Origin of the sequence: Streptomyces sp. NBC_00252, assembly GCF_036187565.1 — a bacterium.
Classification (GTDB): Bacteria; Actinomycetota; Actinomycetes; order Streptomycetales; family Streptomycetaceae; genus Streptomyces.
The window spans coordinates 1,094,678-1,114,732 of record NZ_CP108087.1; the positions used below are offsets into that span (position 1 = coordinate 1,094,678).

The 20,055-nt window shown below is 70.7% G+C and carries 19 protein-coding genes and 1 riboswitch; of the genes, 10 read left to right on the forward strand and 9 right to left on the reverse strand.

The features are described 5' to 3' along the window. Nucleotides 1-13 precede the first annotated feature (13 nt). Nucleotides 14-310 (reverse strand): hypothetical protein, encoded by a 297-nt coding sequence (locus OHT77_RS04825; protein WP_266778029.1) that lies wholly within the window; start codon nt 308-310, stop codon nt 14-16. A 170-nt stretch (nt 311-480) separates the two neighbouring features. Here OHT77_RS04825 and OHT77_RS04830 point away from each other — a divergent pair, with 170 nt between their 5' ends. Together OHT77_RS04830 and OHT77_RS04835 are read left to right on the forward strand one after the other, a co-directional pair. Continuing rightward, nucleotides 481-846: a nuclear transport factor 2 family protein gene (locus OHT77_RS04830; RefSeq protein WP_266778027.1), complete on the forward strand. Its 366-nt coding sequence runs from the start codon at nt 481-483 to the stop codon at nt 844-846. Between the two features lie 278 nt (nt 847-1,124). Then, nucleotides 1,125-1,209, forward strand: a riboswitch (ZMP/ZTP riboswitch). Nucleotides 1,210-1,230: 21 nt separating this feature from the next. Next, nucleotides 1,231-2,079 (forward strand): bifunctional 5,10-methylenetetrahydrofolate dehydrogenase/5,10-methenyltetrahydrofolate cyclohydrolase, encoded by an 849-nt coding sequence (locus OHT77_RS04835; protein WP_328826715.1) that lies wholly within the window; start codon nt 1,231-1,233, stop codon nt 2,077-2,079. On the opposite strand, the gene OHT77_RS04840 is transcribed toward OHT77_RS04835, so the two are convergent. Then, on the reverse strand, nt 2,080-2,979 hold the full coding sequence (locus OHT77_RS04840) for a CU044_5270 family protein (protein ID WP_328826716.1): 900 nt from the start codon (nt 2,977-2,979) through the stop codon (nt 2,080-2,082). Nucleotides 2,980-3,111: 132 nt separating this feature from the next. After that, nucleotides 3,112-3,633: an RNA polymerase sigma factor gene (locus OHT77_RS04845; RefSeq protein ID WP_328826717.1), complete on the reverse strand. Its 522-nt coding sequence runs from the start codon at nt 3,631-3,633 to the stop codon at nt 3,112-3,114. A gap of 105 nt (nt 3,634-3,738) precedes the next feature. Between OHT77_RS04845 and ctaD the strand changes: the two genes are divergently transcribed. Together ctaD and OHT77_RS04855 are read left to right on the forward strand one after the other, a co-directional pair. After that, nucleotides 3,739-5,355 (forward strand): aa3-type cytochrome oxidase subunit I, encoded by a 1,617-nt coding sequence (gene ctaD, locus OHT77_RS04850; RefSeq protein ID WP_328826718.1) that lies wholly within the window; start codon nt 3,739-3,741, stop codon nt 5,353-5,355. 5 nt (nt 5,356-5,360) lie between these two features. Further along, nucleotides 5,361-5,702, forward strand: a complete 342-nt coding sequence (locus OHT77_RS04855) for a hypothetical protein (RefSeq protein ID WP_443048199.1) — start codon at nt 5,361-5,363, stop codon at nt 5,700-5,702. A gap of 65 nt (nt 5,703-5,767) precedes the next feature. Here OHT77_RS04855 and OHT77_RS04860 read toward each other — a convergent pair whose 3' ends face one another. Next, entirely contained in the window at nt 5,768-7,726 is a 1,959-nt protein-coding gene (locus tag OHT77_RS04860; protein WP_328826720.1) for an RICIN domain-containing protein, read from the reverse strand. 178 nt (nt 7,727-7,904) lie between these two features. On the opposite strand from OHT77_RS04860, the gene OHT77_RS04865 reads away from it, so the two are divergent. Next, a complete protein-coding gene (locus OHT77_RS04865; RefSeq protein WP_328834159.1) occupies nt 7,905-9,131 on the forward strand; it encodes a glycosyltransferase in 1,227 nt (408 codons plus the stop codon). On the opposite strand, the gene OHT77_RS04870 is transcribed toward OHT77_RS04865, so the two are convergent. Then, nucleotides 9,128-9,526, reverse strand: coding sequence for a VOC family protein (locus tag OHT77_RS04870; protein WP_328826721.1), 399 nt, complete (start codon nt 9,524-9,526; stop codon nt 9,128-9,130). The two genes, OHT77_RS04865 and OHT77_RS04870, sit on opposite strands and share 4 nt — an antisense overlap. 101 nt (nt 9,527-9,627) lie before the next feature. On the opposite strand from OHT77_RS04870, the gene OHT77_RS04875 reads away from it, so the two are divergent. Continuing rightward, nucleotides 9,628-10,614: a helix-turn-helix transcriptional regulator gene (locus OHT77_RS04875; RefSeq protein WP_328826722.1), complete on the forward strand. Its 987-nt coding sequence runs from the start codon at nt 9,628-9,630 to the stop codon at nt 10,612-10,614. Here the strand turns inward: OHT77_RS04875 and OHT77_RS04880 are convergent. The 3 genes from OHT77_RS04880 to OHT77_RS04890 form a co-directional block, all read right to left on the reverse strand. Then, nucleotides 10,611-11,264, reverse strand: coding sequence for a TetR/AcrR family transcriptional regulator (locus OHT77_RS04880; RefSeq protein WP_328826723.1), 654 nt, complete (start codon nt 11,262-11,264; stop codon nt 10,611-10,613). The two genes, OHT77_RS04875 and OHT77_RS04880, sit on opposite strands and share 4 nt — an antisense overlap. Before the next feature lie 177 nt (nt 11,265-11,441). After that, nucleotides 11,442-13,298: a cellulase family glycosylhydrolase gene (locus OHT77_RS04885; protein ID WP_328826724.1), complete on the reverse strand. Its 1,857-nt coding sequence runs from the start codon at nt 13,296-13,298 to the stop codon at nt 11,442-11,444. Nucleotides 13,299-13,383: 85 nt separating this feature from the next. Further along, the gene (locus tag OHT77_RS04890) at nt 13,384-15,351 is read right to left on the reverse strand and encodes a translation factor GTPase family protein (RefSeq protein WP_328826725.1); all 1,968 of its coding nucleotides are present in this window, start codon (nt 15,349-15,351) and stop codon (nt 13,384-13,386) included. Between the two features lie 248 nt (nt 15,352-15,599). Between OHT77_RS04890 and OHT77_RS04895 the strand changes: the two genes are divergently transcribed. Beyond that, nucleotides 15,600-16,706, forward strand: a complete 1,107-nt coding sequence (locus OHT77_RS04895) for an XdhC/CoxI family protein (protein ID WP_328826726.1) — start codon at nt 15,600-15,602, stop codon at nt 16,704-16,706. 149 nt (nt 16,707-16,855) lie between these two features. Here the strand turns inward: OHT77_RS04895 and OHT77_RS04900 are convergent, their stop codons facing one another. Next, complete coding sequence (locus OHT77_RS04900; RefSeq protein WP_328826727.1) at nt 16,856-17,359, reverse strand: metallophosphoesterase family protein; 504 nt, start codon at nt 17,357-17,359, stop codon at nt 16,856-16,858. A 121-nt stretch (nt 17,360-17,480) separates the two neighbouring features. Between OHT77_RS04900 and OHT77_RS04905 the strand changes: the two genes are divergently transcribed. From OHT77_RS04905 to OHT77_RS04915, 3 genes are read left to right on the forward strand one after another with little or no spacing between them, the layout of a single operon-like run. Further along, on the forward strand, nt 17,481-17,942 hold the full coding sequence (locus OHT77_RS04905) for a MarR family winged helix-turn-helix transcriptional regulator (RefSeq protein ID WP_328826728.1): 462 nt from the start codon (nt 17,481-17,483) through the stop codon (nt 17,940-17,942). Next, a complete protein-coding gene (locus OHT77_RS04910) occupies nt 17,939-19,336 on the forward strand; it encodes an MFS transporter (protein WP_328826729.1) in 1,398 nt (465 codons plus the stop codon). The genes OHT77_RS04905 and OHT77_RS04910 overlap by 4 nt, the downstream gene beginning before the upstream one ends. 38 nt (nt 19,337-19,374) lie before the next feature. Then, nucleotides 19,375-19,968, forward strand: a complete 594-nt coding sequence (locus tag OHT77_RS04915) for a hydrolase (protein ID WP_328826730.1) — start codon at nt 19,375-19,377, stop codon at nt 19,966-19,968. Nucleotides 19,969-20,055: the final 87 nt, after the last annotated feature.

A 20,055-nucleotide genomic window follows, 5' to 3' on the forward strand; every position in this document is an offset into this window, starting at 1 on the left:
CAGTACCGCAGGCTCACGGCTCGATGCTGGGGAGGAGTCCCGTGACCGGCGCGGCCATGTCGGTGACCTGGTGGAGCTGCTGGAGGTCGTTCAGGTGGTTCAGGCCCTGCAGCTGGCCGGCGACCCGCGGGACCTCCGCGCGGTGCTCGGCGGGGATCTCACTCACCGCGAGCGAGTCCAGGAGGGCGACCGGGCTGACCTTGCCGTCCTTGAAGGCGGGCGCGTCGGCGGCGTTCGCCATCGGCGCGACGAGGCCGGTGACCCCGACCGCGAGACCAACGGCGGCGGCAATACGTCGTGTTGAGATCATGCCCTCAGCAACGCGGCCGGTCCCCGCGCGGTCACGGGTACCGGCCGCCGCTCACCCGTGAGGCGGATCGCGCCCCCCGGTTTGCCGAGCCCGGCGCGGCGGAGGAGTCTCGTAGGAGAGGCCCTTCGCGGCTCGTCCCTGTTCGGGCCGCGCCCTCTGAGGAGGTCATCATGGGCACCGCGGCACGCCCCGGCTTCGACACCGAAGCACTGCGCCGGGGCATCGAGGACCACACTGCGGCGACACTGCTGTCGCTGTACGCGGACGACGCCGAGATCCACGTCGTCGACCACCAGGCCCAGCCCAGCCATCCCAAGGTTTTGCACGGCCGGGACGAGATCGGCGCGATGCTCGCCGACGTCTACAGCCGCGACATGACGCACAAGCTGGAGGAGTGCGTCGTGGACGGGGACCGGGCCGCCTACAGCGAGTCGTGTCAGTACCCGGACGGGGCGCGAGTCCTCGCCGAGTCGATGCTGCTGCTGCGCGACGGCAAGATCACCCGGCAGACGATGATCCAGGCATGGGACGGATAGCGCGGATGGTGCCGAGGGTCCGGATCAGCACCCGTGTGACCTGGACCTTCTCGGCGACCACGGCACCCGCGCGCGCTTCTGCCGCCCGACGGCGGACCCCGGTCACGGCAGCGGGCCTGCGCGCGTCCGCCGCCCTGCTGGGTTCGGCGCTCCGGGCGGCACGCTCCCGCTCGCTCCCGGCACCGCCCGCCGCTCGGACACGGGGTTTCCGCCATCGATGAGCGGACCAGGACCGTCGGTGACCGGCCGAGGCTGTCGTAAAACTGTCGGTTAGGCTGTTCGTGGGTCGTGACTGGCGCTGAGGTGGAGCACCACCGTGGAGCGGCCCACGCGGAGTCGATGCCGTGCGCCTGGGCGATTGGTCAACCAGCTCAGGAGTGGATCATGTCCCAGGCACGGCTCATGGACGGCACCGCGCTCGCCCGGCGCATCGTCGAAGACACCGCGAAGCAGGCCGCCGACATCACGGAGCGCACCGGTACGGCGCCCTGTCTCGCGACGGTCCTGGTCGGCGCGGACCCGGCCTCCGTCACGTACGTCCGGATGAAGCAGAACCGCAGCCGCAAGGCCGGCATCGAGTCCCGGCACGTGGAACTGCCCGCCGCCACGACCACCGCCGAACTGGTCGCCACCCTCGACGGACTCTCCTCCGACCCTGCCGTGCACGGCATCCTGCTCCAGCACCCGATGGGTGAACACATCGACGAGCGGGCCGCGTTCGAGGCGATCGCGGCGGAGAAGGACGTGGACGGCGTCACCTTCGCGTCGTTCGCGACGATGAGCTTCGGGCTGCCGGGCTTCGTGTCCTGCACGCCCGGCGGCATCATGCGGCTGCTCGACGAGTACGGCGTCGACCCGTCCGGCAAGCGGGCCGTGGTCGTGGGCCGCAGCGCGATCCTCGGCAAGCCGGCCGGCATGCTGCTCCTGGCCCGCGACGCGACCGTCACCTACTGCCACTCGCGCACCCGGGACCTGTCCGACGTGGTCCGCGAGGCCGACATCGTGGTCGCCGCCGTGGGCCGCCCCCGGCTGATCCGCGGCGAGGACATCAAGCCCGGCGCGGTCGTGATCGACGCCGGTTACAACGCGGGCAACGTCGGCGACGTCGACTTCGACTCCGCCGCGGAGCGCGCCTCGCTGATCACCCCGGTGCCGGGCGGTGTCGGCCCGATGACGATCGCCACGCTGCTGGAGCAGACGGTGACCGCCGCGGCCCGGCAGCTCGGGGTGTGATCAGCGCGTCCACGCGCTGTACTCCATGACGTCCCCGGCCTTGACGCCGTACTCGGGCTGGTCCTTCGTGAAGGTGTTCTCCATACCGAGGACGGCGCCGGTGGCCGGGTCCATGATCAGCATCAGCCGGCTGCCCGACCGCTGGTACACATACGCCTGCCCGCTCCGCCCGAGCCGGTCGGTCACCTCGCCCACCGGCCGCAGCCCGTCGGCCCCCGCGAGCAGCCGCGCCAACGCGGCCGACTCACGCGCCCCGAGCGTCCAGTGGTCCAGCAACTCCCCCACGGCACTGAGGAGTTCGGGGGTGGTCAACGGCGTCTTGCTGTACGCCGTCTCCTGGAGATACGCCCGCAGCCCGGCCACGTCGTGCGGCGGCCGGGCATCGGGCGGGACATCGCTCCAACTCGGCGGAAACGTCGTCTCCTTGAGCACACGCCCGTGCTCGACGAGCCGCTCCGTGTGACTGTCGTCCGCGTTCCACCGCACGATGCGTTCCTCGGGAACGGTCACCGGCGGCTTGTCGTCGGACATCCCGAGACTCCACGACTGCACATGGGTTCCCCTGCGCAGAGCGGGAGTTCCGTCGACCGCGACGGCCACCGCGAGTGCCGCGAGCTGCTTCAGGGATACGGGGGTGGAGTGCGCCTGCACCACCAGGGGGCGGGGGGCCGCCACTGCCGGGGCACTGCTCGGCCCACCCAGCACCAGTGTGAGCACGGTCGCGGCAACGGCAGCGGTGGCCACAAGGCTCCACTGCAACCGGCGCCGCCGTGAACGCCGTTCGTGCAGCAGCCTGTTGAGCCCACGCTCCGCGTGATGGTCGAGCGGCCCGTCGCCGTAGAGAGGCCCGTCGGCAGTGACCGGGTTGGCGCCACGCAGGAGTTCAAGTTCATCAGCCATGGCGACGGTCCTTAGAGGGTCGGTACACGAAACGCGCCTCAACTGGGGCGCCCCAAAGGGGCGCGGGCGGCATCAATTTGCGGCTCCGCCGCGTGGGCGCGACCAGCCACGACGGCGCCGCAGAATACATACTCAGCACCCGGCCCCTCCCAGCACCGCAAGCCGATCGATCTCCGCCCTCAACCTCCGCCGAGCCCGATGCAACCGCATCGCCGCAGCCCGCACACCACACCCGAGAACCACGGCGACCTCCTCCACCCCCAGCTCCTCCCACGCCGTGAGCCGCAACACCTCCTGATCGGCAGACGACAGCCGCGCCAACGCCTCGTGCACCCATCCCCCGGGCGCATCCGCCTCGGGACCCACCTCGACCTGTCGCCCGTGCGCGGCCTCGTCATTGCCCAGCCGGTGGACGAGCCGACGCCGCCGCCCGTACCCCCGCACCGCGTTGGCCAGGCAGTTGCGGGCCACCCCGTACAGCCAGGGCAGCGGAACCGCCGGCAGATCCGCACGGCGGCGCCAGGCGACGGTGAAGACCTCCGCCACCACTTCCTCGACCTCGCCGCTCCGCCCGTCCAGTCGCCGCGCAACATAGCGGCTGACCGCCCAGTAGTGCTCGCGATAGGCAGCGGCGAAGTTCTCGTCGTTGCTCATGTCCCGTTCATGTCCGGCACCGGGGCGATCGTCACACCCGATTCCGTGATTCTCCTCGCGTCCGTCAAGTGTGACGCGCGGGCCGGGCGCGGACACAGGCGGGTCGTGAGAGACCTCAAGAGCATCAAGTGGCTGACGACCACGGACCACAAGACGATCGGCACGCTGTACCTGGTCACGGCGTTCGGGTTCTTCCTGATCGGCGGCGTCATGGCGTTGCTGATGCGCGCCGAACTCGCCAGACCCGGCCTGCAGATCATGTCCAACGAGCAGTTCAACCAGGCGTTCACGATGCACGGCACGATCATGCTGCTGATGTTCGCGACGCCCCTGTTCGCGGGCTTCGCCAACTGGATCATGCCGCTGCAGATCGGCGCCCCGGACGTCGCCTTCCCCCGGCTGAACATGTTCGCCTACTGGCTCTACCTGTTCGGCTCGACCATCGCGGTGGGCGGCTTCCTGACCCCGCAGGGCGCCGCGGACTTCGGCTGGTTCGCCTACTCCCCGCTGTCGGACGCGGTCCGCTCACCCGGTGTCGGCGCCGACATGTGGATCATGGGTCTGGCCTTCTCCGGCTTCGGCACGATCCTCGGTGCGGTCAACTTCATCACCACGATCATCTGCATGCGCGCACCGGGCATGACGATGTTCCGCATGCCGATCTTCGTGTGGAACGTGCTGCTGACCGCGGTCCTGGTCCTGCTGGCCTTCCCCGTCCTCGCCGCCGCGCTCTTCGCGCTGGAGGCGGATCGGAAATTCGGCGCGCATGTCTTCGACGCTGCCAACGGCGGTGCGTTGCTGTGGCAACACTTGTTCTGGTTCTTCGGGCATCCCGAGGTGTACATCATCGCGCTGCCGTTCTTCGGCATCATCTCCGAGGTCATCCCGGTCTTCTCCCGCAAGCCGATGTTCGGCTACATGGGTCTGGTCGCGGCCACGATCTCGATCGCCGGTCTCTCGGTGACGGTGTGGGCCCACCACATGTACGTCACCGGCGGAGTCCTCCTCCCGTTCTTCTCCTTCATGACGTTCCTCATCGCCGTGCCGACCGGTGTGAAGTTCTTCAACTGGATCGGCACCATGTGGAAGGGCTCCCTGTCCTTCGAGACCCCGATGCTCTGGGCCACCGGCTTCCTGATCACCTTCGTGTTCGGCGGCCTGACCGGCGTCATGCTCGCCGCCCCTCCCATCGACTTCTCGACCTCCGACTCGTACTTCGTCGTCGCCCACTTCCACTACGTCGTGTTCGGCACGGTCGTGTTCGCGATGTTCTCCGGCTTCCACTTCTGGTGGCCGAAGATGACGGGCAAGATGCTCGACGAGCGTCTGGGCAAGCTCACCTTCTGGACGCTGTTCATCGGCTTCCACGGCACGTTCCTGGTCCAGCACTGGCTGGGCGTGAACGGGATGCAGCGCCGGATCCCCGACTATCTGGCGGTGGAGGGACTCACGACGCTCAACACGGTGTCGACGATCTTCTCGTTCCTGCTCGGTCTGTCGATCCTGCCGTTCCTCTACAACGTCTGGAAGACGGCCAAGTACGGCAAGAAGGTCGAGTCCGACGACCCCTGGGGCTACGGCCGCTCACTGGAGTGGGCGACCTCGTGCCCGCCACCGCGCCACAACTTCGTCACGCTCCCCCGCATCCGCAGCGAGTCCCCCGCCTTCGACCTCCACCACGCCGACATCCCGGCCCTGGAACGGGAGTTGACGTCCCGGTGACCGCGATGGACGAGCACCCCGTCGACACCGGGGCCTTCCTCAACGACATCGAGGGCCATCTGCTGATCGCCGCCGCCCACGCGGAAGGCCGTACCGCCGCCGCCCGGTTCACGGCACGGCTCGACTGGCTCACCGAGGGGCAACGGGCCGAGGTGGAGCGGGAGTTCGAGGCGGAGTGCCTGGCTCTCACCAGGCTTTCGTGGCAGCGGACGGCCGAGCGGGGCCGTCAACTGCGCGACGAGTACGAGGAGACGTACCGGCGACTGCGGCAACGTGCCGTCGCGTACTGCCTGTTGGCGTGTGCCCTGCTCGCGGCGACGGGGCTGGTCGCCTTCGCGCTCACCTAAGGGGCGCGTGTCCCGCCGGTCCTGACGACCGGCGGGACGATGGGCCGCTCAGCCGGCCGGTGCGGCTAGGTCAGCGTCCACTTCTGGTTGTCCGCCGTGCCGCAGGTCCACAGGATCAGCTGGGTGCCGTTGGCCGTGGCGGCGCCGGACGCGTCCAGGCAGAGGCCGGAGTTGACGTTGGTGAGGGTGCCGTCGGAGTTGGCGGTCCACTTCTGGTTGTTCTGGCCGTTGCAGTCCCAGATGACGACCTTCGTGCCGTTGGTGGTGCCGTTGTTGTAGGCGTCCAGGCACTTGGTGCCGTAGACCACGAGTTCCTTGCGGGAGGTGTACGTCCAGGCCTGGTTCTGGCCGCCGTTGCAGTCCCAGATCTCGGCCTGGGTGCCGTTGGTGATGGTGTTGTTGTAGACGTCGGCGCAGCGGCCGGACTGTTTGCCGACGACCAGGGAGCCGTTCGTGCCCGGGATCGGCTGGACGTTGACGGTGCCCAGGGTCGGGAGTGAACTGCCGCTCAGGGTGAGGGAGTTGGCCGACCCTTTGGACAGGTCGGCCTCTACCGAGATCGTGCCCGCGCTGGAGCCGGTCGGCGGGAAGGAGACCGTGGTGGCGGTCTGGCCGTTGACGGAGAGGGTGCCGGTGACGGCCGTGGAGCCGGTGTTGGTGTAGGTGACGTCGACGACGTTCAGGCCGGTGCTCGCCGCGCTGACGCCGGTGTACTTGCCGGCGGAGGTGGCGGTGTAGGTGGTGCTCGGCGCCTCGGTGCCGCCGCTGATCTTCAGGAACACGGAGCCGCCGGCCGGGACGCTCGCCGTGTAACTCGTACCGTAGGAACCGATGTTGGTGCGCGACCACAGGTCGCGGACGGTGGCGGACGCGGTGGTCAGGCCGAGGTCCGACCAGCGGACGGTGATGTTCTGGGCGGCGGAGGTGCGGTTGAGGAGGGTGACCGCGCGGTTGCCGAGGCCGGAGAGGACCTTGCCGTACACCTGGAGTCCGGTCGTGTCCTCGGCGACCTTGACGCCCTGGAGGCCGCGCGGGTCCTGGTCGACCGCGATCACCTCGGGGTCGGTGAGGATGCCGGTGGTCTCGGTGGTGAGGGTCGTGAGGTCGTTGCCTGCGAGGAGGGGGGCGCCGGAGATCGCCCAGAGCGCCATGTGGGTGCGGTTCTGGGCGGCGGTGAGGCCGGGCATGCCGACCATCAGCATGTCGGGGTCGTTGTAGGAGCCGGTGTGCTGGGCGGCCGGGTGCAGGGCCTGGTCGAAGTTGGAGAGCATGTTCGTCGTCGACGGCGAGTTGCCGTAGTAGATGATGTCCGTGCTCGTCCGGTACATGGGGGCGAGGCCGGGGGCCCAGTTCCAGGGGTTCTGGTCGCCCCAGTTGCAGATCGAGAGGGTCAGCGCGCGGCCCGTGGTGGCGGTGGCCTTGGTGACCGAGGCGCTGATCGCCTTGTACGCGGTCGCCGCGTCGAGGCCCTCGGCGTCGCCGCCGCACCAGTCGACCTTCACGAAGTCGAAGCCCCACTGCGAGAACTGCAGCATGTCCTGGTCGTAGTGGCCCTCGCTGCCGGTGTTCGCGGCGGCGGGGCGGCCCGTCGGGTAGTAGTAGCCGCAGCCGTTCGCGCCCGCGTCGGTGTAGATGCCGGCCTTGAGACCCTTGCTGTGGATGTAGGCGGCGATGGCGCTCATCCCGCCGGGCCACTCGCTGGTGTCGACGGTGATGTTGCCCGCGCTGTCGCGGGTGCCCTGCCACCAGCCCTCGTCGATGTTGATGTACTTGTAGCCGGCCGCCGGGAGGCCCGAGGCGACGAACGCGTCGACCTGCTGCTTGATGACGGTGTAGTCGATCTTCGCGGCAAAGCTGTTCCAGGAGGCCCAGCCCATCGGGGCGGTGGGCACGGCGATCTGACGGGTCGTCGAGGCGACCGGGGCCGCCCGGAGGGGGTCCACAGGCGCGGGTCCGGCGATGAGAAGCACGGTGAGCGCTGCTGCGGCCATCGCCAGGGCGCGCAGGACGAGGGTGCGAAACATACGGCTCCTTTGCCGATATTTTCGAGATCTCGAACAAGGATCGGGTTATCGAACCAGACGGCGCGCTGAAAGTAGAGCCACCGGAGAACTAAGTCAACGGCTGTGACACGAGGGGCACTTGGCGTCCCCCACTCGTCGTCCACCGGACGGGATACTGACCGGCGTGCGCGTAGCGATCATGACGGCGGGATCCCGGGGCGATGTGGCCCCCTACACCGGACTCGGGCATGCCCTGGTCCGCGCGGGCCACGAGGTCACTCTCGTCACCCATGCGGCCTTCGCGCCCCTCGTGGCGGGGTCCGGCGTCGGCTTCCATCCCCTTCCGGTGGATCCCCGGGCCGAGTTGGAGTCCTCGCGGGGACGCGGGCTGCACCGCAGCGCCTCGGGTGCGGGCAAGCTGCTGCGGGTCGTCGGGATGGCGCGGGCACTGGTCGGACGGATGACCGACGACCTGCTGACGGCGGCCCGGTCGAGCGAAGTGCTGTTGCTGTCCAGCTCGTTGGGGCCGCTGGGGCACGCCATCGCCGAGGGGCTGTCGCTGCCGAGCATGGGTGTCTACCTCCAACCCATCGCCCCCACACGGGAGTTCGCCCCGCCGGTGCTCGGCGGCGGCTCCTGGGGCGCGGTCGGCAACCGGGTCGCCGGGCGCGGGGTGAACCGCACGGTGGAACACGTCTTCGCCGCCGCCGTACCGGAGTTGAGGACCCGCCTGGGCCTTCCCCGCACCCGCCCCGGCGCGGCCCTGCGCACCCGGGAACGCCGCAACTGGCCCGTCCACCACGGCTTCAGCCCGCTGATCGTGCCCCGCCCGGCCGACTGGCGCCCCGGGCTGACGGTGGCGGGCTACTGGTGGCCGTACGACGGCGAAGCCCAACTCCCGTCAGAGCTGAGGGACTTCATCGACGCCGGTCCGCCCCCGGTCTTCGTGGGGCTCGGCAGTGCCACCGTGCCCGATCCGGAGCGGCTGAGCGGCGAGATCGTGCGGGCGCTGCGGCTGGCCGGGCTGCGCGGGGTGATCCAGCGCGGCTGGGGCGGCCTCGAAGCGATCGGCGACGACGTCCTGACCGTCGGCGAGGTCCCGCACGCGGCGCTGTTCCCCCTGATGGCGGCCGTGGTCCACCACTGCGGCGCGGGCACGACCGCTGCCGGGCTGCGTGCGGGGGTGCCCGCCGTGCCGGTGCCGATCCAGTTCGACGAGGGCTTCTGGGCGGCGCGCCTGGTTGCCCTGGGCGTGGCGCCCCGCGCCGTACCGCTGCGCGGACTGACCGCCGAGTCCCTGTCGGCCGCGCTCGTACGGGCCGTCCGGGAGCCTGCCCACGCAGAGCGTGCCGCGGCTCTCGGCGCCCGGGTGCGCGCCGAGGACGGAGTCGCGCCCGTGCTCGCCGCGCTCGACGCGTACGCCTAGCGCTCCTGCCGCCGCAGCGCCTCGGGCGTGACCGGGGTGAAGAAGTTGATCAGGTTGCCGTCGGGGTCCCGGAAGAGGAGCGAACGGTTGCCCCAGGGCATCGTCGTCGGCTTCTGGACGAACTCGCAGTCGAGGGGTGCCAGGCGGTCGTACTCGGCGTCGACGTCGGCCACGCGGAACTCGGTGATCACCGAGTGGTTGGCGGCGGGGCGCGCGGAGCCGGTGCCGAACAGCGCGACCGTACGCGTGCTCGCGATCGCCAACGTGCAGGCGGGCGTGGTGAGTTCGGCGAAGTCGGGGGTCGACCAGGCGGCCGTGACGCCGGTGACCTGTTCGTAGAAGGCGACGAGGCGGGCGACGTCGTCGGTGATGACACGGATCGAGACGAAGTTCATGAGGGTCTTCCTGTCGGCTGCGGTGCTGCGTGAAGGGACGTCTCCCACGCTAGGACCGATACCGGACAGCTTCCGCCCGGTATCCGAGACAGACTTTCGGGGTGACCACTTCCACCGCGCGCGTGCTCGCCCTGCTGGAGATCCTCCAGGGCGGCGGCCTCCGTACCGTCCCCGACCTGGCCGCCCGGCTGGGCGTCGACGAACGCACGGTCCGCCGCTACGTCGGCCATCTGCTGGAACTGGGCGTGCCGGTCGACTCCGTGCGCGGTCGCTACGGCGGCTACCGGCTCGCTCCCGGCTATCGGATGCCCCCGCTGATGCTGACGGACGAGGAGGCGCTGGCCGTCGTACTGGGGCTGCTGGCCGGCCGTCGGGCGGGGCTCGTCACCACGTCCATGGCAGCGGGCGAGAGCGCCACGGCGAAACTGCTGCGGGTACTGCCCGCCGCCCTGCGCCGACGGCTGGACGCGCTGCTGGACACGGCCGACTTCACCGCACGCTCCCGTACCGCCACCGCCCCGGAGACGCAGGTGCTCCTCGAACTGGCCGAGGCCGCGCTCCACCGGCGGCCGGTCGCCATCGGCTACACCGACCGGAAGGGCCGGGCGAGCGACCGCACGGTCCTGCCCTACGGCCTCGTGGCGCATGCGGGGCGGTGGTATCTGACCGGTGCGAACCCCGCCGACGGGGAAGTGCGCACGTTCCGGCTCGACCGGATCACGGGCCTGCGCGTGGAATCGGGTTCGTTCGACGTACCGGCGGATTTCGAACCGGCGGCCACGGTGCTGGACAGTCTCGCGAGCACGCCGTGGACGCACGATGTGGCGGTGCGGATCCGCGGCGGTGTCCCGCACATCCGCGCGCATCTCCCGCCCGGGATCGCCACCCTGTCCCCGCCCGCCGACGCGGCGGACGACGACTGGGTCCACGTCCGGATCCGGGCCGAGCGGCTGGAGTGGATCCCGGCCGTGCTCGCCGCCGTGGACCGGCCGTTCGTCGTCGAGCGCCCGGCCGCGCTGCGGGATCTCGTACGGGCGCTGGCCCGCCGTCTGGACGCGTACGCGGCGGCCGACGATGTCCCGAACTAGCCGTTCCAGCCCGGCGGTTGCATGATGCCGAGGAGTTGCCGGACGAGTTCCTCGACGACCTCGTCGAGCGTGGCGTCGACCCAGCCCGCGCTCCAGTCGTGGAGGAGACCGTTGACGCTGCCGATGAAGGCCGTCGCCGCGATGCGGTAGTCGCGGCGGGCCGCTTCGCCGCGCCGGGCGGCGGCCCTCGCCTCGCCGCAGATGAGATTGATCCAGCGGGCGCGGCGGGCCAGCCGCTGTTCCTCGAGCCGGGGGCTGACGCCGATGATCTCCACGAAGGTGATGCGGATGCGGCGCGGGTCGGCGGTGACGTTGGCCGCGTAGGCCTGGAAGATCGCGGTGGAGCGCTCGGCGAGCGGGAGGCCCTCGGCGGCGGTGAGCGCGGTGCGGACGGCTTCCTCGGCCCAGTCGTTGACCAGAAGGTGGAGGGCGGCGAGGACGTCCTCCAGGCTGCGGAACTCCTCGTAGAACTGCCGGGTGGACAGGCCCGCGGCCTCGCTGAGCGCGGCGACGGTCGTGGCGCGGTAGCCGGGGGTGTCGCCGAACAGCTGGAGCGCGGCGTCCAGGAAGCGTCCGCGCCGCTCGGCCTGCCGCTCCTCGGCGGACTTGCCGCCGTAACGACCGGTCGGCGCCTTGAGCCTGCCCGCCACTGTCACACCCCTGTCTCGTTGCCCACCGGCCAATCTTGTCGTGTCCGTGGTCTTGCGGAAAAGAGCACTCCTTCCTCACTTCTCAGCAAATTCACTCCGAATTTGTGTTTGTTCGTATGTCTTCACATGAATGCGAAAGGGCGCCGGTCTGCGGGAGGACCGGCGCCCCTGCGGTGCTCAGCTGTGCGCTGCCGCCCATGCGGTCAGTTCGGACCTGGCCGCGTTGAGGAGCGTCGAGGAGGGGCTCGTCGCGCCGTTGGTGATCAGGGCGTAGTGCAGGGTTCCCGAGCCGGTGGCGGAGAGCAGCAGGCGGTGACTGCCTGTACCGCCCGGTTCGTCGGCGTAGCCGATGGGGGTCGACGAGGTGTACGCCGGGACGCCCGAGATCGCTCCCAGGTCGGAGACGACGGTGGTGGACGCGGCCGGGAAGGACGCCGGGAGGTGGAGTTCGGTCGGCGCGGTGGAGCTGTTGGAGCGCCACATCAGCAGGCCGTACTGGCCGGAGCCGACCAGCGAGGACGTGTTCGGGAGCGAGCTGGGGACCGGGTTCCAGGTGAGGGTCGTGGAGCCGTCGCGGGAGCGGTCCTCGTAGGTGAAGGCGACGGTGGTGCCGGCGGTCGCGCTCGGGTAGATCCGGTCGAGCAGCCGGGCGTCCTGACGGAGTGTCACCGTGCCGGAGGCGGTCATGTCGACCGCCGAGAGGTCCTCGTCGTTCCAGGCGTCGCCGGAGGTGAGCACCTTGTCGGGGTTGTCGTTCATCAGCTCGTCGTGGCGGCCGTTGTAGATGTCCCACTGCCACTGCGTGCCGGAGAGGACCGGGCCGGAGGTCGCCGGGTTGGACCACCAACTCGCCCCGGAGAGGCGGGAGTCGAGGGCCTGGTACATCGCCTTGAGGACGGTGGGCGCCTTGCCCGCGACCGTACCGGAGAGCGGGTGCCCGAACTCGCTGACGACGGCGGCGGTACCGGCCGCGGCGGCCCGGTCACGGACCTTCCCGAAGTCGGTCGAGTACTGCCCGTCGGCCGCGTTGCCCCACATCAGGATGCCGGAGATGGCCTTCTGGTCGTAGAAGTGGGTGTTGAAGACGTACCGCGATCCGAGCGTACCCGCGTCGAGGAGTCCGCCCTCCTGCACCTGGGTGGAGATGTTGGAGTTCCAGAACAGGTTCGGCTCGACGAGCGCGGGCTTGGCGCTCCAGCCGGCCGCGTCCATCCGGGCCCGGAACTTCACGTAGAACGGCCAGAGCAGGGTCTGCTCCCAGGTGCGGCTGGTCTGACCGGAGTCGTAGGTGCCCGCGAAGGGCTCGTTGTACGGGTCGAAGCCGACGACACCCGCGAACTCGTCGGTGGTCAGGTGCTGTTGGATGTACGCCATCGTCGACTGCGCGGTGACGAGGAAGGCGTCCTGGACGCCGTAGTTGTTGTGCCAGAAGTCGTACTGCGCCTTGGTCACGGCCGAGTTCTGGGTGATGTTCTGACCCCAGAAGAGGCAGATCCCGCAGGATTCCTGGGGGTAACTCCCCAGCGCCACGGCCCACTTGGGGGCGCCGTCGCCGGTGTACCAGCTGCCGCTGTTGAACAGGTAGCGGGAGTAGAGGTCCTGGTGGAAGTCGGGGTAGACGCGGATCCCGGCGTCGAGGAACGCCTGCATCTGCGCGGTCGCCGCGGCCAGGTAGGCGGTGTCGACCTGGCCGCGTACGGGTTCGGCGTGGGCCCAGGACAGCAGGAAGCGGACCGAGTTGCCGCCGCCGAGGGCGCGCAGCGCGGTGGCGGACTTCTTCGCGTCGGCGACCGACGCGAAGGGGAGACCGCTGTTCTCCTCCAGTTTGGTCTCACCGGAGACGTTGTAGCCGCGCAGCACGACCTGGCGGCCGTAGCCGTCGACGAAGCTGCCGTTCTGCACGGTCAGGGGTGAGCCGTCGAACCAGAGGGAGTCGGTGGGGGTGGCGGCGGAGGCGGGGCCCGCGCCCGCCACCGACAGGAATCCGCAGAGGACAACCAGGATCACGATCAAGCGTGCCCGGACATTCGTCATGTCCACTACAGTCCGGGGAATTCCGGACACTGTCAACACTTCTGACTCACGGGTAAGTACGCGCGCCACCAGCCCTGTTGACACATCAGGAGACCCGACGCGTCACATGCAACAGGTACTCCTTCCGGTTCAGCGGGTTGTGATCCGTGCGCGCCCGCTCCGGCACTGTGCCGTGCGCGACGGGGGCGTAGTGGTCGAAGGCGCTCTCCCACTCACCCTCCCCACGCGTCAGCCCCGGCAACTGCCGCTCCAGCCCGTGCACATGAGCCGCGGGCACCTCGCCCTCCAGCACACAGACGGACCCGTGCGTCTCGGTGGTCTGCGGTACGGCGCGCACCGCGGCCAGCACCGGCAGCAGGGCGGCCAGGGTGTCGGCCGGGGCCTCGGCACGGAACCGGTGCAGCGGCTCGTACACCTGGCTCCCCGCGCGCCGCAGCGCCTCGACGAGGACCAGCGGGGTCAGGCCGCGGAAGTCGGCGCCGGTGCTCGACATGCTCTTGTCGAAACCCTGGTGGGCATGGCTCTGCCGGGCCGAGTAACCGGAGTGCGTCATCGTGACCACGCAGTCGGTCACCCGCCAGCCGTGCAGTCCCTGCCCGAGCGTCTCGCGCACGGTGTCCTCGACCGCCTTGAAGAAGGCGTACGGCATCGCGCCCAGCTCCACCTCCAGCTCGAAGCGGACGCCCGAGCCGACCGGGCCGGGTGCGACACGCAGGCCGACGGTGGCGAGGAAGGGGTTCGCGTCCTTCTTGTTGAACTCGACCGCCGAGCCCTCACCGACGGGTCGCTCGATGCACAGCGGGGTCGTCTCACGGAAGGTGACGTGCACCCCGAACTCGTCGGCCAGCGTGGCCTGGACGACCTCCTTCTGGACCTCGCCGTAGAGGGACACGGCGGTCTCCCCGCGCACCTCGTCGTGGCGCAGGCCGATCAGTGGGTCCTGCTCGGCGAGCTGGGTGAGCGCGAGGTGCAGGGCGCGACGGTCGGCGTCAGGGCCCGGAACGACGACGGTTTCGAGCGTCGGCGGCGCGAAGACATGCCCGACCTCCTTCTGCGGTACGCCGATCGAGTCGCCGATCCTGATGTCTCCCAGACCGCGCAGCCTGCCGATCCGGCCCGCCGGGACCGCGTCGCTCTCGGTGTCCGTGCCGTGGTCGAAGACGCTGATCGCGGTGACCTTGCCCTCCTCGCCGGAGCCGCCGAAGGTGATCCGGTCGCGGGTGCGGAGGGTGCCGGAGAACATCCGCGCGTAGGCGATCTTCTCCCCCGCGAGTCCGCGCTCGACCTTGAACACCGTGCCGGAGAGCGGGCCTTGGGGGTCGCCCTCGGCGATGGGGAGGAGTTCCCTGATGCCGGTGATCAGTGCGTCGACGCCGGCGCCGGTGATGGCGGAGCCGAAGTAGACGGGGTGCACGAGGACTTGGCGGGTCTGGGCGACGAGGGCCGCGCGGAGGAGGTCGGGGGACACGGTGTTCTCGACGTACGCGGTGAGCAGTTCGTCGTCGTGCTCGGCGAGGACGGCCGGGGCGCGGGGATCGGGAGCCGGGACGAACCGCGCGTCGCGTGTCCCGAGGCCGTCGACCGAGCCCATGGGCACGACGGCGGCCCTGAGCCTCTCGGAGATCTCGGCGAGGAGGTCGTCGTAGCGCGCCCCTCGTCGGTCGATCTTGTTGACGAAGAGGAGGGTGGGGATGCGGAGGCGCTGGAGGGTGCGCATCAGGACGCGGGTCTGCGGCTGGACGCCCTCGACCGCCGAGACGACCAGGACGACGCCGTCGAGCACGCCGAGGACGCGCTCCACCTCGGCGATGAAGTCCGGGTGGCCGGGGGTGTCGATGAGGTTGACGGTCACGTCGTCCACCGGGAAGGAGACGACGGCCGACTTGATGGTGATGCCGCGCCGGCGCTCCAGCGCGAGGGTGTCGGTACGGGTGCTCCCCGCGTCGACGCTGCCGATCTCGTCGATCACGCCGGCCGAGTGCAGCAGGCGCTCGGTGAGGCTGGTCTTACCTGCGTCCACGTGCGCGAGGATCCCGAGGTTGAGCAAGTGCACCTGGTGTCATGTCCTTTGGTGAGGGGGGCGTTCCTTTCTGGGTGGACATGAGCGGTGCGCGCATCTCAGGACTCCTCGGTCGTCGTCGACTGGTCTTCGGTAGTCCAGCAGGACCGGCCGGGCAGCGGCAACGGATTTACGCCCGTCCGGGGGCCCGGGAGGTCGGCGCGTGGCGCTCCGGCGCAGGCCAGGGCCCGGATGCGAGGCTTGCGGCGTCCGGCGATGGGCGGCGGTGACAGGAGCCGAGCATGCGTGACCTTCTCCCGGTACTGAGCGGCTGGTACGCCGCGCACGCCCCGTTCGGCCTGGCCACGGTGGTCGCGGTCAGCCGCAGCGCACCGCGTGATCCCGGGGCGGCGATGGCGGTGGGGCCGGGCGACGAGGTCGTGGGCAGCGTCTCGGGCGGCTGTGTGGAGGGAGCGGTCTTCGAGCTGGCGCGGGAGGTCGTGGCGAGCGGCGAGGCCCGGTTGGAGACATTCGGGTACAGCGACGCGGACGCCTTCGCGGTCGGACTCACCTGCGGCGGCGAGATCACCGTGCTGGTACGGCCCGTGACTCCCGAGGTCGACCCCTGGTTCGGGGCGGTGGCCAGGTCGGTTGCGGCGGGTGAACCGGTGACGGTGGCGACGGTCGTCGATGGGCCTGCGGTTCGGGGGGCCTCCCTCGCGGTCTGGCCGGACAAAGTATGCGGAACTCTCGGTTCGACCGGCCTGGACATCGCGGTGACAGCCGACGCCCGGGGTGAACTCGCCCTCGGGGCAACGGGGTTGCGGCACTACGGCCCGCGCGGTGAGCGGCGTGAGGACTCCGTCGCCGTGTTTCTGCACTCCTTCGCTCCGCCGCCCCGGATGCTGGTGTTCGGCGCGATCGACTACGCGGCGGCGGTCGCCCGCATCGGTGACTTCCTCGGGTACCGGGTCACCGTGTGCGACGCCCGGCCGGTGTTCGCCACGCCGAAGCGGTTCCCGGCGGGGGTGGAGGTGGTCGTGGACTGGCCGCACCGCTATCTGCACGGCACGGACACCGACGAGCGCACGGTGATCTGCGTCCTGACCCACGATCCGAAGTTCGACGTACCGCTGCTGGAGGAGGCGCTGCGTCGGCCCGCCGCGTACATCGGGGCGATGGGCAGCCGCCGTACGCACGACGACCGTATGCGGCGCCTGCTCGAATCCGGCCTGGACGAGGGCGAGTTGGCCCGCCTGCGGTCACCGGTCGGGCTGGACCTCGGTGCCCGTACGCCCGAGGAGGTGGCCGTGTCGGTGGCTGCCGAGATCGTCGCGCTGCGGTGGGGCGGGACGGGGGTGCCGTTGACGGAGGCGGCGGGGGCGATCCACCGGGGCGTGGGGCGCTAACGCGTGCGGTGCCGAGGGCCGCGGCGACGACCTCAGGGGTGAGCAGGCCGCAGCCGGTGCCCCGGAGGAGGACGCCCAGCATGCCTGCGTGCCGGCTGCCGCCAGGTCTCCCTCGTCCCGCCCACCCGGAGCCGCACCCACGACCCCGGTCAGCTTCTCGGCGGCAACCGGTGCAGTACGACGTCCGTCAGCGCTCCCCCGTCCACCGTCGCCGTCATGTACGTGCAGTACGGCTGCCGACGCCGGTCCGTCGGGGACCCCGGGTTCAGCAGGCGCAGCCCGCCCGCAGCCGTCGTGTCCCAGGGGATGTGGCTGTGCCCGAAGACCAGCACGTCCAGGTCGGGATGGCGCGCCGCGCAACGCGCCTCACGGCCCTGGGCGGAGCCCGTCTCGTGGACGGCGCCGAAGCGCAGGCCGCCGAGTTCGGCGTACGCCACCTCGGGGAGCCGGGCGCGCAGGGCGGGGCCGTCGTTGTTGCCGTACACCCCGACAAGGCGCCGGCTGCGGCTCTCCAGCAGGTCGAGGGTCGCGGTGTCGACCCAGTCGCCGGCGTGGAACACGACGTCGGCGCGCGGGAGTTCGGCGAGGAGCTGCGCGGGGAGTTCCTTCGCGCGCTTGGGGAGGTGGGTGTCGGACATGAGCAGCAGGCGCACGGTCCCAGGGTAGGGGCGCGGACGTCGTTCCGGAGGGGCGCGCGGGGCCGTACGAGATCTACAGGCCAGACTGTTCAGTTGCGGCTGGACAGTTTCCCCTGGCCAGTTCTACGGTGGAGGCATGGCACACGAACCCCTCGAGACGCCGGCCGGCGTCTCCGACTCGGCGGCGCGGTCCGCCCGCGATCTCCGGGTGGTGCTCAGTCGGCTGCGCCGCAGGATCCGGGAGGTGGCGACCGACGAGGACCTCACCCCATCGCAGGAGTCGGCGCTCACCCTGGTCGGCAAGCACGGCGCGGCGACGGCCAGCGCGCTGGCGTCCGCCGAGGGGGTCAGGCCGCAGTCGATGGCCGCCACGCTCGCCGCCCTCGACCAGCACGGCCTCATCCGCCGCAGCCCCGACCCCGACGACGGCCGCAGGCACCTCGTGACCCTCACCGAGGCCGGCCGCGCACGCATCGAGGACAACATGCAGGTGCGCTCCGAGTGGCTGGCCCGCGCCTTCGAGGACCGGTACACGGAGCAGGAGCGGCAGACCATCATCAAGGCGCTGGGGCTGATGGAACGGCTGTCGGAGCAGTGATACCGAAGCTCACCCAGGAACCCCGGGCCGCGCGCCCCGCGCCGAGCGGCTTCGACCGGCGGCTCATCGCGCCGATGGTCCTCGGTTCCGTGCTGAACCCGATCAACTCCTCGATGATCGCCGTGGCCCTCGTGCCGATCGGCGTCGCCTTCGGGGCCCCGCCCTCGGAGACGGTGTGGCTGGTCTCGGCGCTGTATCTCGCCACCGCCGTGGGGCAGCCGGTCATCGGGCGGCTCGTCGACATGTACGGGCCGCGTCGGCTCTATCTCATCGGTACGGCCCTGGTCGGCGTCGCGGGTGTGATGGGCGCCCTCGCGCCGTCGCTCGGCGTGCTGATCGCCGCCCGGGTGCTGCTCGGGTTCGGCACCTCGGCCGCGTATCCGGCCGCGATGCAGCTGACCCGCAGCGAGGCCGAGCGCACCGGTAAGGACAGCCCCGCCGGTGTTCTGACCGCGCTGGCCGTGTCCGCGCAGACGGTGTCGGTGATCGGACCGACGCTCGGCGGCTTCCTCATCGGCGTCGGCGGCTGGCGCGCCATCTTCACGGTCAACGTGCCGCTGTCCCTGGCCTGCCTGGTCCTCGGCTCGCTGCGGCTCCCGAGGCTGAGCAAGGACACGGCGGAATCCCGGCGCGACGTGGACCCGCCCGGCATGCTCCTGTTCGCGGTCATGCTGGTCTCGCTGATGATGTTCCTGACCGCCCCGAAGCTCTCCGAGTGGTGGCTCCCGGCCCTCTCCGCCGTCGCGGCCGTCGCCTTCGCGCGACGCGAACTGCGCGTCCCGGAACCCTTCGTGGACCTGCGCGTCCTCGGCGGCAACCTCCCCCTGGTGACCACGTACATCCGCCAGTTCCTCGCGTACACGACGTCGTACGCCTTCCTCTACGGCTACACGCAGTGGCTGGAGGAGGGGCGCGGGCTGAGCGCCTCCACCGCCGGGCTCATCCTGCTGCCGCTGTCGGCCACCGCGCTCGGCATCTCCTCCCTCACCGGGCGCCGTGAGGCGGTCCGCGCCAAGCTGCTCGTCGGCGGTGCCGTGCAGGTCGTGGGCTGTGCCTCGCTGCTGCTGGTGAACTCCGGCAGCCCGGTCTGGCTGCTGCTGGCCGTCGGCGCGGTGCTGGGCGTACCGCAGGGCCTGCTCGGGCTGGCCGCGCAGAACGCGCTGTACCGGCAGGCCGAGCCCGCGCGCATCGCGTCCGCCGCCGGGCTGCTGCGCACCTTCATGTACCTCGGCGCACTGGCCGCGTCGGCGGCCACCGCGGCCTTCTTCCCGCACCGCGCCGACACCCCGGGGCTGCACGGCCTGGCCCTGTTCATGGCCGTCGGGTCGGCGCTGCTCCTCGTGATCACGCTGCCCGACCGTTCGCTGCGGACCCTCACCCCGCACGCCGCCTGACCCACGAAATCCCCCGTATCTCCTGAAAGGCTCCTCCCATGGCACTCACCACGCTCGACCCGCGTACCGCCCTCGTCGTGATCGACCTCCAGGGCGGCATCGTCGGCGCCCCGACCCAGCCGTACAGCGGTCCCGAGGTCGTCGCCCGTACCGTCGAACTCGCCGACGCCTTCCGGGCCGCCGGCCTTCCGGTGGTCCTGGTGCGGGTCTCCTTCGCCGAGGACGGCGCGGACGCCGTGCCCGGCCGTACCGAGCAGCAGCGCGCCGGCGGCGGGACCCGTCCCGAGGGCTGGGACGTCATCGTGGACGACCTGGCCGGGCACCCCGCCGACATCCGGATCACCAAGCGGAACTGGGGCGCCTTCCACGGCACCGACCTCGACGTGCAGCTGCGCCGTCGCGGCGTCACGCAGATCGTGCTGACCGGCATCGCCACCAGCATCGGCGTCGAGTCGACCGCCCGCGCTGCCCACGAGCACGGCTACCACGTGACCCTCGCCACGGACGCGATGAGCGACCTGGACGCGGTCGCGCACACCCACAGCATCGAGCGGATCTTCCCGCGGCTGGGCGAGACGGGCACCTCCGCCGAGGTCCTGGAACTTCTGGCCAAGACCCACGGCGAGAGCTGACTTCCGCCTACGCCGGGTAAACCGTTGCCCAACACCAGCCCAATGGGCGGCATCGGGACGGACCGGGTTAGCATCAGCCCACCGCGC